Consider the following 12,807-nt stretch of genomic DNA (forward strand, 5'->3'; position numbering starts at 1 on the left):
GAGGATAACCTCCACCTTTGGATTTGTATGCTTGTCCAAATCAACAATTCGAATACAGGTACTAGATCTTTGCTCATTTAAAGCAATTTATTATCCGAAATGCATAAATGTAAACTATGGCATGATTATTTCTTCCTATTGTGCATATTGAGAATCACTAAATATTAAAAGAATGAAATTTATATATAAGACCATAAGTGCAGCCGCATTAGGATTTGCTTTAAAGAAAGGCATTGATGCCATTGAAAATGGTACCGCCAATAAGTCGATTATTGACCGATTCGGTAGACCTTTGAGGGATGCTCACCTTGGATTCAATAATACTGCCTACGTTCTTGGGTTAATTTCTGAAAAGAAAAAGGCAGAATGGAACAAGAATGTAGTAGAAAAGTACAATGCGGTCCATACTTTTCCTGAATCAAATCCTATACCCAATGGTAATTCAGGGAATCAAAGAGATATTTCTGCCTCTTATTTAGAAGGCGAGGAACATACCAAACCTAAAGCTACGCAGAATAGGATGCCTACTAAGAATATCTAAACTAGAAGACCAATTATAAAGCCTTTAAGTCGCCGTCTGGTCTAAGTTTAGTGAAGCGTCACTTAGACCTAAAATAATTAAAGTTTTTAACTTTTTATATGGAGCGTCAGGATTTTTCAGGTTTAGACAATTAGGAGTGGTGTTTAAGGTTAAATAAAGAGATTGCCACAGCTTCTTCATTGACTCCGCAAGAGTATTCGCAGTCGCGAATTAAGCTAAATCAAGAGGTTTCAGCATGGACTTAGAACTTTAAAAAGATCAAGGTCTATACTTTATTAAAATTTAGTGCTAACTAGAAAACACAATTAGCAAAAGCATGCCCGACAAATTTGCCGGGCATGCTTTTGTTTATCATTTTTTACTCCAATTCAAATTTGTAAATTTTATCGTCAAAAGCACAGATATAAAGCTCTTGGTGTTGATCCATTCCAAAAGAGGAAATAGGAAAATCAGCTTTGAATAACTCATTATTTACAGGGTTCTCAGGATCACTAAAGTCTAGAGACCAAATTCTACCCGATACATAATCTGCATAGATATAAAGTCCCTGCAGCCGGGATATGGCCTCGCCGTGGTATACAAATCCACCGGTAATGGAAATATCTCCCTCATCCCGATCATACTCCCAGATTGGCAATTCCAGGTTTTCTTGATCACATTCATCAGCCCTGAAGCAATGAAAGCCCTCCATGGTATTCCATCCGTAATTGCCGCCATTTTTTACGATGTCAATTTCTTCATAGCTATTTTGACCTACATCAGCTACCCACAGTTGATCTGTGGCAGAGTCAAAGCTAAACCGCCAAGGGTTTCGCATGCCATAAGCATAGATTTCTTCCTTAAAACCTTCAGTATTTCCGACAAATGGATTGTCCTCGGGAATGGAATAGTGTTTATCTCCATTTTCCTGGTCCACATCAATTCTAAGAATATTTCCCAATAAAGTACTACGGTTCTGACCATGTCCGTGTGGGTCTCCACTTTTGCCACCATCACCTACTCCTATATATAAGTAGTAATCCGGGCCAAAAGCTATTTGCCCTCCATTATGGTTGCCATAAGGTTGCTCATATTCTAACAATACCAACTCACTGTTTGGATCTGCCTCATTTGGGTTCGTGGAGGAAAGGTTGAATCTTGAAATCACAGAACGATCCGGATTGGATGCCGTGTAGTTTACGTAGAAATAGCCGTTGCTTTCAAAGTCGGGGTGGAAAGCCAAGCCTAGTAAGCCTTCTTCATTGTCCGAATCTTCCACGCGGTCTTCAATGGTTAAAAAGGTTTTTTTGGACCCAGTTTTTTCCTCATTTTCGAAAACAGAGATGACTCCTCGCTGCTCCACTACATAAAGCTTGTTTGACTTGTCTCCTGCATGCTGAAAATCAACAGGTCTGGTGAACGTTAATTCCGGAAAAGCCGGAACGAGGGTCAAGTTTGATGCTGACCCAGTAATTTTGTCTTCTGTTTCTTTGGTGCAGGCCGAGCTGATAAGCAAGAGCAAGACTAGAAAAATATTCAATTGTTTTTTCATAATGGATAATTGTATTGGAATGGTTAAAGAAAGCTTGGTTCCTGTTTGGTTCGATAGAGGAATCAGATACAAAGGATTTACATTAGCTATTTGCCAACAAGAAAAGCAATTTAAGCTTTTTTTTTAGTAAGGTTGATTAAGGAAGCGGCTTGAACGATTAATAAATGGCCTTTTGCAAATTTAAAGTTATAATAGAATTAGCGCTTACCAGTCAGTAATGAATAAGGAGTGGTTACGAAGCGTGAATCTTACGGTTTAAAAGGTCTTATAATAGAAATTCTTAATTTTTTATGCCGGTCTATATTTTCAGTTTTGTCAAAAAGCTTTGATTTTCATTGTTTTTTCTTCCTATAATAAAAACAGGCCTGATCACCTATTTTTATTTTATTGTATTGCAGTGCCTTATTCCTAAACTCGGCCAGTTCTTTTTTACTAAATTCATTGCCGATGTCGGTGCCAACCAAAGGTTTTCCTTTTTTGTACAAAGCTGTTCCCCAAAATTGACTGTCCATGCTATCAAATGTGGTATTGAAAAGTTCAAGTCCAAACCTCTCTCCTAAAATTTCCATGGATTTTGTGTTGGGAATAAATAAATGCCTTGGTGCATCCAGCTGAAACCAAAAAGTATGTTCTTCTTTCCAAACTTTGGCATCGGTGACAGGCACTCTGATCAATATTTGCCCTTCCGGATTTAAAATGGTCACAAGTTTTGTAAAGACCTCAACAGGATTGGGTAGGTGTTCAAAAGAATGGTGAAACATTACCAAATCATATTTCTGATCAATTTCAAAAAAGTCCTTTTTATAAATAGAGAAATTTTCTGAAGAAAAAGCTGCTTGTATATAAGGGTCATACCCATCGAGTCGCTTAAAACCGGAATAGGCCATTTCAGCTAATAGTTGTCCATTCCCGCATCCTATATCTGCAATTTTACTGGTAGGAGTTAAGGTAAGAGGAGAGAGCCAGTCATAATAAACCGGAGAATTGAAAGAGAACCCCCGAGAAAATGCTTTATACCTTAGTTTTTTGAGAAGTGCCAAAAGGGCATTGCTAGGATTAAAGGAACCAAAAGAGTAATAATTTGAAGGATAATATTTACCTAGGTCTTCAGGAATGTCTGCCAAAAAAAGTGCTTTGCAAGAACTACATTCCTTATAATCAAAAATATCTCCGGTACCATACATTCGTTCTTGGGCCACAATAGCCTTGAATTCTGAGGCTTGGCAAATTTCACATTCTTTCATATAGTTATTCAGAGGATTCGATGAATGAACAAAATTAAGTTAAATATAGACCACTACAAAGTTCTGTAAAAGGACGGTAAGGGTGACTTAAATTAATTCATTATGGAGGTTTTTAATACTTGACCAGTCAGTTGCTTAAGAATCAATATTATATCCGATTAAAATAAGATTTTTCACTAATCAGGTATGAGCATCTATTAAAAGAAGGGGAATCCATATTCTTAAATCCTATAAATTTACGGGATATTTTAAGTGGAAAGGAAAAAGCAGCAGTGCATCTGTGCCGAAATTTTGAGACTATAAGGGCAGAGAAATAATAGGTCTGCTTTCAATTACACATAGGAATTTTCCAAAATTTCCACACTGGATTCAAGAGATTATTAAGGGCAAATCCTTTATTGAGTTACCTATGAGTTTGGGATTAATTTATCCTAAGGTAGGTATTTTCCAATACCTAGGATAAAAAGTAGCGGGTTTTTTAAAAATAATATTGGTCTTAAATATTTGATATTTAGTAGGATAGGTTTATATTAAGGAATGTTTTATTTGCGTTTTAACTTTTAAATAGTTAGTTTTATATAAGTGAATGCTTGCCTTCCTATACTAGATGCGGGGGGTGGCGTTTATGAAAATGAGTAATTTTTTTTCTTACTATTGCAAATTAGAGAACAGTAGGAATTTCAAGGGCTTAGCCCATGTCAAATGAATATTACTTGAGGATTTGCGACAAATTCTTAGAAATAATAATGGAATCATTTGCAATTTGAGCCGAAAAAATTATAACTTTAAAAATCAATTTAAAATTAGAAACCGTTCAACCTTTAAATGTCTATTAAAAACTACACTATGAAAAAGTTAATCGCTTTGTTCATGCTTTTCGGAATTTTATTTGCTCCGATGATCACAAAAGCACAAGAAGAAACAGAAACAGAATCAGAAGCTGATACTACTGAAGAGGCCGCACCGGTAGAAGCTGCTCCGGCCCCAGCTCCAGTTATGACTGATGATGACATCGTTGCCGAAGAGCAATCTTTTCATCAAGTTATAAAAGACAAGTTTATTGAGGGTGATCCTACCTTTATGACACCAGTATTATTGTGTTTGATCTTAGGCTTGGCTGTAGCTTTGGAGAGAATCGTTACCTTAAACCTTTCTACGACTAACACAAAGAAATTGTTGGCCAAAGTAGAAAATGCTTTAGATGAAGGCGGAATTGAAGCCGCAAAAGATGTAACCAAAGGAACCAGAGGTCCTGTAGCATCTATCTTCACACAAGGTTTAATGAGATACTCTGAGGGTATTGAAATGGTAGAAAAATCTATCATAGCTTACGGATCAGTAGAAATGGGACGTTTGGAAAAAGGTCTTGTTTGGATATCTCTATTTATCTCTTTGGCACCTATGTTGGGTTTCATGGGTACGGTAATTGGTATGATTGGTGCCTTTGATTCCATTGAAGCTGCCGGTGATATTTCTCCATCTCTTGTTGCAGGTGGTATTAAAATTGCCCTTTTGACCACCGTTGCAGGTTTGATCGTTGCGATTATCCTACAGTTGTTCTACAACTATTGTGTGGCTAAAATTGATTCTATCGTAAATGATATGGAAGATGCTTCCATCAGTTTAGTAGACATTTTGGTTAAGCATAAATTGACTAGATAGATCTAGTCAATTTAATGTTTTTCAATAAAATGATTTATTCACTTATATATTTAAGATAAAATGGATACTACTGATATATTCTTATATGCAGGGTACTTACTAGTTGTTATCGGCTCGATACTAGCTTTAATTATGCCATTGATTAGTTCCTTAGGAGATCCTAAGAGCCTTTTAAAAACACTCGTTGGAGTGGTGATAATTGCTGCTGTATTTGGAATAGCTTATTCTAGCGCTAGCGGTGACGTAGCTGCAAAATATATGGCTGACCCATTCAATATTACTCCGGAAGGAGCTAAAATGGTCGGTGGTGTATTGATAACAGTCTATGCCCTGTTTTTACTTGCAATTGTTGGGATTGTAATTACAGAAATTAATAAAATAATTAAATAATATGGCTAGCAAGAGAGGTAGAATGGCTCAGGAGGTAAATGCAGGATCGATGGCAGACATCGCCTTCTTGCTCCTTATCTTCTTTCTCGTGACCACAACCATTGCTTCGGATAAAGGGATTATAAATTTTCTTCCTCCTAAGAAAGATCCGAATCAACCCCCACCGGAAATTGAATTAAATGAAAGGAATATTTTTAATATTCTTATCAATGCAAATGATGATCTCTTGATTGAAGGGGAGTTTAGGAATGATTTAAATGGCATTTCTGACGAAATCAAACGATTTATTCTGAATTTCGGAAATCCCGATGAAGATGCTATTGCTTTGTTTAATAGTTTGCCTCCTTCCTTAAAAGGATTGGCAGATCAAAGCCCTGAATCTTCAGATCACCCCATGTCAGGTGGCGCAGTAATCTCAATTAAAACCAATAGAGGTACCAGCTATGAGACTTATTTGGAGGTTTTGGATTTAGTAAAACAGGCTTACTTCGAGATTTATGGAGAGCGTGTAGGGCTTACAGGAGAAGAGTATAGAACCCTGTCAGGTCAGACCCCTGCTGAAAAGGAACTAATGGACAGAGGGAAAGAAAATATTCCAATGGCCATTTCCATTGCTGAACCTGATAAAACCGGAAGCTGATATGTCAAAGTTTAAAAAGAAAACCAAAGCGGATACCAATATTCCAACTTCGGCATTGCCTGATATTATCTTTATGTTGTTGTTTTTCTTTATGGTAACGACAGTATTGAGAGAACAAACAATATTGGTTGAGCAAAAAATCCCACAGGCGACTCAATTACAGAAGATTCAAAAGAAAACTTTGATTTCTTACCTGTACATTGGAAAACCTAAAAACACTTCATTATATGGTTCTGAACCTAGGTTGCAAGCCAATGATGTGTTGATCAATACTTCAGACCTTGTCCTTTGGGTAAACCAACAAAAAGACAACCTTTCTGAAGCTGAAAGAGACCAAATTTGGATTTCTCTCAAAGCTGATAGGGACGTCAAAATGGGACCAATAAGTGACATTCAATTTGAACTAAGAGAAGCAGATGCTAGGAAACTTATGTATGCTTCTGTTGGTAAAGTTGAAAACTAAGTATAGGATTTTATAAGTTATTAAGAAAGCTGTTTCTACGGAAACAGCTTTTTTTTTGTTTTTTTGTGTGACGTTTTAAAGGAATCGAAAACACTAAGTTTTATTAACTTAGATTTTTCCTTACTAATCGAGGGCTTTTAGCTTTTTATAGATAAGATTCAGGCCTCACTTGGGTTGACTCCTAGCGCCCCTAGTTTTCATAACCCTAGATTTTTCGAATAAATATTGGCTATTTTTTAGTTCCATTGAACGGATTAGCCTTTTCAATATGTTCTGCTTTCATCATAGCAATACTTGTGTGACTAATGTCATATTGGAATATAGATTTCCCTCGTAGTTTTATGCTATCATTAATTGAATAGAAATCTACTATGAAAATAGAACAAATTTATACCGGTTGTTTAGCTCAAGGAGCTTATTATTTGGAATCTAATGGGGAAGCAGCAATTATTGACCCATTGAGAGAAGTTCAACCCTATATTGATAAGGCCGAGGAAGATGGTGCCAAAATCAAATATATATTTGAAACACACTTCCATGCTGACTTTGTTAGTGGCCATATGGATCTGGCAAAAAAGACCAATGCTTCTATAGTATTTGGCCCTACAGAAATGAAGTTGGGTTTTGATGCCCTTGTTGCTCAGGATAGCCAAGAATTTATACTTGGTAAAAGTAAAATTAAAGTACTTCATACCCCGGGACACACCATGGAAAGTGCTGTGTATCTTTTGATCAATGAAGAAGGAAATCCCGAAGCATTATTTACAGGTGACACCTTGTTTATAGGAGATGTTGGAAGGCCTGACCTTGCCCAAAAAGTGGTCAAAGACTTAACGCAAGAAAAGTTAGCCGGGCACTTGTACGATTCCCTAAGGAATAAAATAATGCCGCTACCTGATGATTTGATTATCTATCCGGCACATGGTGCGGGAAGCGCTTGTGGAAAAAATATGAGCAAGGACACAAGTGATACCTTAGGCAACCAAAAGAAAACAAATTATGCTTTGCAAGAAATGAGCAAAGAAGAATTTGTTGAAAAAGTATGGGATGGCCTTACACCACCACCTGCCTATTTTCCTCAAAATGTAATGATGAATATTCAGGGTTATGACAGTATCGACGATGTGTTGGAACGTGGTCAAGAAGCCCTTAATCCTGAAAATTTTGAATACCTCGCCAACCAAACCGGAGCAATAATACTAGATACCAGAGATCCGGAAGTTTTTGCTAAAGGGTTTGTTCCTAACGCTATAAATATTGGAATCGATGGCAGCTTTGCGGTATGGGTAGGTACCCTGATACCTGATGTGAAACAAGAGCTATTGATTGTAGCGGACGAGGGTAGGGAAGAAGAGGTCATTACCAGACTAGCTAGGGTAGGTTATGATCATGCCTTAGGTTTTCTTAAAGGTGGTATGACTGCCTGGGAAAAAGCAGGAAAAGAAATTGATACCATTCCATCAATTACCGTGGAAGAGTTAAGTGAACTTTCTAAAAATGCTCCTGAAAATATTGTCTTGGATGTTCGCAAAGCAAGCGAACACTTTAGTGAGCATGTAATAGGTTCCATAAACGCTCCCTTGGATTATATCAATGATAGCATGAAAACCATAGATAAGGACAAAACCTATATGGTACACTGTGCAGGAGGTTACCGGTCCATGATTTTCAGCTCTGTTCTAAGGGCTAGAGGTTATGACAACTTAATTAATGTCAAGGGAGGATTTGCTGCCATTAAATCATCCGAAAAATTCCCTGTCAGTGAGTATGCTTGTCCAACAACCATGTTATAAGTAGGTAGGCCAATGCCTGTTTTGATATTGCCAAAAAACTAGAGGGTGCGCTTTGACACCTTTAGCACCCTCTAGCAATTGTCTTAATTATCCCATTCTTATCAAATGTAGTAATAAGTATTTTCAGCACATCTTTGGATGAGTTGATGGTACCTACGCATACCCTATTTAAGGTTTAGGGATGATTATAGTTCCTTTTGTAAACAATAATAATTTATTATAATGAATGATTTCTTGAATTGGGTCAGTCAACCCTGGCCTTGGTATATAGCAGGACCTATGATAGGTCTTACTGTACCGATACTCTTACTATTAGGGAACCGATCTTTTGGTATTTCCTCTTCCCTAAGACATGTTTGTGCAGTTTGTGTGCCGGCAAAAATCCCCTTTTTTCAATACAATTGGAAAGAGGAAATCTGGAATTTGATGTTTGTGACAGGAGTGTTTTTAGGAGGTGTAGTGGCTGCCTTATTTTTGTCAAACCCGGAAACAATTGTCATAGCTGAAAGCACTCAAAGAGATTTGAGGGCATTGGGATTGACTGATTTTAACAGCCTTTTGCCTGCGGAAATATTTAGCTGGGAGCATCTCCTTACCTTAAAGGGTTTCTTTTTCATGGTTGTAGGTGGCTTTTTGGTTGGTTTTGGTACAAGGTATGCTGGAGGATGTACTTCAGGGCATGCCATAATGGGCATAAGCAACCTTCAATGGCCTTCTGTAGTAGCTACCGTTTTCTTTATGATTGGGGGACTGGTAATGACTCATTTATTACTGCCTTTCATTATGACTTGGGTAGGCTTTTAAAGTAAATAAGAATATAAATTTATTGATATGTTAATAAAAGAAATTGATCAAAGAGAGATTGAAAAAAACAATGACTCAAAGGCGAAAGTTAAGCAAGGAGAATCAGGCTTGACATTATTAAAATACCTTTTTGTTGGGCTTTTTTTCGGGATTATTTTCGTAAAGGCAGAGATTATCTCTTGGTTTAGGATTCAGGAAATGTTTCGGTTTCAGTCGGTTCAGCAATTCTTGTTGGCATGCTCTCCATCCAAATAATCAAAAGATTTTCAATTAAAACCATTAATGGTGAACCTATCCAAATTAAAGATAAGAAGTTTAATAGAGGTCAAATATACGGAGGCTTTATCTTTGGATTAGGCTGGGCCATTACCGGAGCTTGCCCGGGACCCTTGTTTGCCCAGATTGGGACAGGTTTTACGGTAGTTTTCGTCTCCCTGGCAAGTGCAGTAGCAGGTACTTGGGTATATGGTAGGTTTGCTGCTAGTCTCCCCAAATAAATGGGAATATGCGGATCAATAGGTATTTCCTTTCATGGGAACACCTGTTGCTCCCTTTCTCAAATGCCTTCGTCGCACAGTTGAAATAATGGGCTTATAGGGTAGGCCTATCCTTGAGAAGCCTCTTCATCTACCAATTCTCTTAAATCTACCGGCACCACTCTGGATACTCCTGCCTCTATCATGGTGATACCATAAATGATATCAGTGCTTGCCATGGTTCGTTTGTTATGGGTGACAATGATAAATTGAGATTCATTCGAAAATTTCTGAATGATCTGGTTAAATTTATCAATGTTGGCATCATCCAAAGGGGCATCCACTTCATCGAAAATACAAAAAGGAGCAGGCTTTAGCAGGTAAATGGAAAACAGCAATGAAGTTGCTGTTAAGGTTTTTTCACCCCCTGAGAGTTGATTGATCGTCAAAGGGCGCTTTCCTTTAGGTTTCACGAAATTTATCTTTATTTTTTCAAAAGCATCTATAAAAGTCTCCCTGGCCACTTGATCAATCTCTTTGATGGTCGACATTAAGGAATCCTTGGCTTGAATAAGGTCTTCTTTTTGAGCGGTAATGAAGGTATGTCGTTCTTTAATTTCGTCATAAGCTTCCATTGCCATGGGGTTAATTGGCCCCATTTTTTCTAATTTTGATTTGGCTTTTTGGACTTCCTCTCTTAATTCTTCTTCAGACTTTGAAGCATGTTCATCGTCCAAATCAGGGTTTTCAGTCATTATCTCATCAAGGTCCAACTCAAATTCTACACTTAGCCTTTCCTTAATTCCGCTTAGCTTTAAATTAATCTCATTGGTCGTTTGCTTCAGGTCCATCAAAAGGGCATCAGATTGCTCTTTTTTTCTTTGAATTTCTCTGATGGCTTTTTCTACTTCATCAATTTCTCCCCTTGCAGCATAATAATCTTTTTCAGCATCATTTACCCCGGATTCTATACTGTCTTTTTCCGCATATAGTTCGATAAGCTCATCATCCTTTACCTCATTATTGTCAATCAAGGACATGATTTCCTGCTCCGTCTGCCCCATATCAGCCTGGGCCTTTTCAATCCTCTCCTTACTGCTTTCGTAGGTGCTCTTTTTGAAACTTATTTCTTGTTCAATGCTCTGAAGTTTATTTAAAAGTTGATGGTAGAGGATGTTTTCTTCATTGTATTGCGAGGAGCGGTGGGAAAGTTCTTCCGCGTCTTCCTGCAATTCAGCATTGATAGTGTTTATCTCTTCCTCTAATAGTTCGAAGGCTTCTTTTTCTTCCTTTAATTTGGGGCCGATATTTTCTAATTCCTCAGTAAGGGTGAAAATCTTATCCTCAATGTCTTCTTTTTTATTGGCATTGGTGCTTAGCATCTCTGCCAATTGCTCTTTCTTCGTTTTAATTGAAACAAAGTCTTGGTTCAATTCATTGACCTTAAGCTGTTTTTCTTCAAGCGTTTGCTTGAAGTTAATGGCTTTTAATTTAGATAGCTCAGCCGTTTTTTTATCGAGGTTGGCCCTGGTTTCATTTATTTTTTTCTGGAGTACTTTTATTTCTTTGTCTAGTTTTTCCAGATTTTTTGCCCTACCTATCCTTTTACCTTCAAACAGACCTACAGAGCCCCCGGAAATGGTATATTCTCTGTCGATAAATTTTCCACTCTCAGTAATGAAAATTCCCTCTTGGGATTTTGGTATTTGGTGGATGTCTCCGGAAAAGATGTAGACATCATCTAATAGATAGGCAACTAGAGGTGCATACTTGGAATCATATTCTATTATTTCAGTAGCAGCTACTGCATCGGGAAATAGCTTGTTTTGACTGGACCTAAATTTTTCAAATCTTTCCAATACAAAAAAATGCGCCTTCCCTTTGCCCGAATCACTTAAAAGTTTCACCGCAGCAATCGCCTCTGCATCATTGTCCACTACATAATAATTCATGTAGTTTTCCAAGAAATTTTCTATGGTTACCCGATACCTTTCATCTGTAGTGATTATGTCAGACAACAAAGGCATGTTTTTGCCCCATTGACTGTTTTTTCTTAGGAATTTTATCGCCTCCGGGAATCCTTCAAGGTTGTCCACCAAGGATTTTGTCAGCTGGTACTCATTGCTTTTGGCATCAAGTTTTCGGTTGATTTGGGTAAGTTCCTCTCGAATCAATTCCTGCATTCGGGAGGTCTCTTCTTGCTTGGCCAGGTGCGCAGCTTCCTCTTTTTTTAATTTTTCAAAAGCTGCATTTTCCTCGTCTAATAGACCTTTTATTAACTGTAGTTTTTCTTCAAAACCAGCCAAATTTTCTATCTGGCTGTTGTCATCTGTTGCGGTTTTTTCTAACTCCTGTTTGATGGTTGTGAGTTGGATTTGCTTGATCTCTTGACTTTTTGATAATTGGTACAATTCATCTCGTTTTCGAGAGAATGTACTTTGCATGACTTTTTGTTTTTCGAGGGAGACATTGTGTTGGGCCTTTTTTTCCTCGTAAACAGCTTTTAGTTCTTCTACAGTCTGTTCTTTCTCTTGGGTAAGTTTTTCGGAAATCCGATGTTCCTGTTCCAGTGATTTGATGCTAAAACCGGCCCTTTCATTGCTTTTTTTATCTTGCTCAATCTGCGCTCTCAGCTGGTGAGACTTGTCTTGAAGAAAGCGAAGCCTTTCATTTTTTATTTTTTTGTCACTCTCAAACTGCCGGATTTTATGAACATGTTCATTTAAGGTTTTTTGCCTACTACCCAGTAGTTTCTCCTTATGGATCATTTCAGCTTTAAGGTTTTCCAAGAAGGCATCCTTATTTGCTAGTTCAGCATTTAACTGTACTTTTTGATCATTTTCATGTTCTAGTTTTTGGTTGAGATTTATTAATACATCTCGTTGATGAATTACTCCTTTTTTGGCAAGGGCAATGCTGGCAGATTTGTACCCTTTTTTTATTTCAAAATACCTTGTAGCCTGTCGGGCTTGTTTTTCTAAAGATTTTAAGTTCTTTTCTATTTCAAAGAGCAGGTCTTCCACCCTGTCCAGATCTGCATCCGTATCTCCTAATTTCTTTAGGGTTTCTTTTTTCCGGGTTTTGAATTTTGAAATACCTGCAGCTTCCTCGAATAAATCTCTTCTTGAGTTGTTTTTGTCATTCAGTAATTCATCGATCATTTTTAACTCTATGATAGCATAGCTATTGGAGTTAATTCCCGTATCCATGAAAAGATTCGTAATGTCTTTTAATCGGCAGGTGATGCCGTTTAACAGGTATTC

At 37.5% G+C, this 12,807-nt stretch carries 10 protein-coding genes and 1 pseudogene; 8 read left to right on the forward strand and 3 right to left on the reverse strand.

Annotated elements, in window-relative coordinates:
- The first annotated feature begins 172 nt into the window (after positions 1–172).
- Positions 173–541 carry a hypothetical protein gene (locus tag AAC037_RS07865; protein WP_339902466.1) on the forward strand — a complete coding sequence of 123 codons (369 nt, stop codon included), beginning with the start codon at positions 173–175 and terminating at the stop codon, positions 539–541.
- A gap of 358 nt (positions 542–899) precedes the next feature.
- Here AAC037_RS07865 and AAC037_RS07870 read toward each other — a convergent pair whose 3' ends face one another.
- Together AAC037_RS07870 and AAC037_RS07875 are read right to left on the reverse strand one after the other, a co-directional pair.
- Positions 900–2,072: a PQQ-dependent sugar dehydrogenase gene (locus AAC037_RS07870; protein WP_339902467.1), complete on the reverse strand. Its 1,173-nt coding sequence runs from the start codon at positions 2,070–2,072 to the stop codon at positions 900–902.
- A gap of 332 nt (positions 2,073–2,404) precedes the next feature.
- On the reverse strand, positions 2,405–3,316 hold the full coding sequence (locus AAC037_RS07875) for a class I SAM-dependent methyltransferase (protein ID WP_339902468.1): 912 nt from the start codon (positions 3,314–3,316) through the stop codon (positions 2,405–2,407).
- An 846-nt stretch (positions 3,317–4,162) separates the two neighbouring features.
- Here AAC037_RS07875 and AAC037_RS07880 point away from each other — a divergent pair.
- The 7 genes and pseudogenes from AAC037_RS07880 (at position 4,163) to AAC037_RS07910 (ending at position 9,565) form a co-directional block, all read left to right on the forward strand.
- Entirely contained in the window at positions 4,163–4,978 is an 816-nt protein-coding gene (locus AAC037_RS07880) for a MotA/TolQ/ExbB proton channel family protein (RefSeq protein ID WP_014021353.1), read from the forward strand.
- A 60-nt stretch (positions 4,979–5,038) separates the two neighbouring features.
- Positions 5,039–5,368, forward strand: coding sequence for a hypothetical protein (locus tag AAC037_RS07885; protein WP_014021354.1), 330 nt, complete (start codon positions 5,039–5,041; stop codon positions 5,366–5,368).
- 1 nt (position 5,369) lies between these two features.
- Positions 5,370–6,008 carry a biopolymer transporter ExbD gene (locus tag AAC037_RS07890; RefSeq protein ID WP_339902469.1) on the forward strand — a complete coding sequence of 213 codons (639 nt, stop codon included), beginning with the start codon at positions 5,370–5,372 and terminating at the stop codon, positions 6,006–6,008.
- A gap of 1 nt (position 6,009) precedes the next feature.
- Positions 6,010–6,471, forward strand: coding sequence for a biopolymer transporter ExbD (locus AAC037_RS07895; protein ID WP_303612534.1), 462 nt, complete (start codon positions 6,010–6,012; stop codon positions 6,469–6,471).
- A 371-nt stretch (positions 6,472–6,842) separates the two neighbouring features.
- Positions 6,843–8,264 carry an MBL fold metallo-hydrolase gene (locus AAC037_RS07900; protein ID WP_339902470.1) on the forward strand — a complete coding sequence of 474 codons (1,422 nt, stop codon included), beginning with the start codon at positions 6,843–6,845 and terminating at the stop codon, positions 8,262–8,264.
- A gap of 222 nt (positions 8,265–8,486) precedes the next feature.
- On the forward strand, positions 8,487–9,068 hold the full coding sequence (locus AAC037_RS07905; RefSeq protein WP_339902471.1) for a YeeE/YedE thiosulfate transporter family protein: 582 nt from the start codon (positions 8,487–8,489) through the stop codon (positions 9,066–9,068).
- A 27-nt stretch (positions 9,069–9,095) separates the two neighbouring features.
- Positions 9,096–9,565, forward strand: a pseudogene (locus AAC037_RS07910) (DUF6691 family protein).
- A 107-nt stretch (positions 9,566–9,672) separates the two neighbouring features.
- Here the strand turns inward: AAC037_RS07910 and AAC037_RS07915 are convergent.
- The coding region (locus AAC037_RS07915; RefSeq protein WP_339902472.1) for a chromosome segregation protein SMC at positions 9,673–12,807 on the reverse strand (3,135 nt) is incomplete at its 5' end.

It is taken from the genome of uncultured Cyclobacterium sp. (assembly GCF_963976465.1).
GTDB lineage: Bacteria > Bacteroidota > Bacteroidia > Cytophagales > Cyclobacteriaceae > Cyclobacterium.

What these genes read in the sequence shown, in the direction of transcription:
- AAC037_RS07865 (WP_339902466.1), top strand. Translation starts at nt 173, where the DNA reads ATGAAATTTATATATAAGACCATAAGTGCAGCCGCATTAGGATTTGCT.
- AAC037_RS07870 (WP_339902467.1), bottom strand. Translation starts at nt 2,072, where the DNA reads ATGAAAAAACAATTGAATATTTTTCTAGTCTTGCTCTTGCTTATCAGC.
- AAC037_RS07875 (WP_339902468.1), bottom strand. Translation starts at nt 3,316, where the DNA reads ATGAAAGAATGTGAAATTTGCCAAGCCTCAGAATTCAAGGCTATTGTG.
- AAC037_RS07880 (WP_014021353.1), top strand. Translation starts at nt 4,163, where the DNA reads ATGAAAAAGTTAATCGCTTTGTTCATGCTTTTCGGAATTTTATTTGCT.
- AAC037_RS07885 (WP_014021354.1), top strand. Translation starts at nt 5,039, where the DNA reads ATGGATACTACTGATATATTCTTATATGCAGGGTACTTACTAGTTGTT.
- AAC037_RS07890 (WP_339902469.1), top strand. Translation starts at nt 5,370, where the DNA reads ATGGCTAGCAAGAGAGGTAGAATGGCTCAGGAGGTAAATGCAGGATCG.
- AAC037_RS07895 (WP_303612534.1), top strand. Translation starts at nt 6,010, where the DNA reads ATGTCAAAGTTTAAAAAGAAAACCAAAGCGGATACCAATATTCCAACT.
- AAC037_RS07900 (WP_339902470.1), top strand. Translation starts at nt 6,843, where the DNA reads ATGAAAATAGAACAAATTTATACCGGTTGTTTAGCTCAAGGAGCTTAT.
- AAC037_RS07905 (WP_339902471.1), top strand. Translation starts at nt 8,487, where the DNA reads ATGAATGATTTCTTGAATTGGGTCAGTCAACCCTGGCCTTGGTATATA.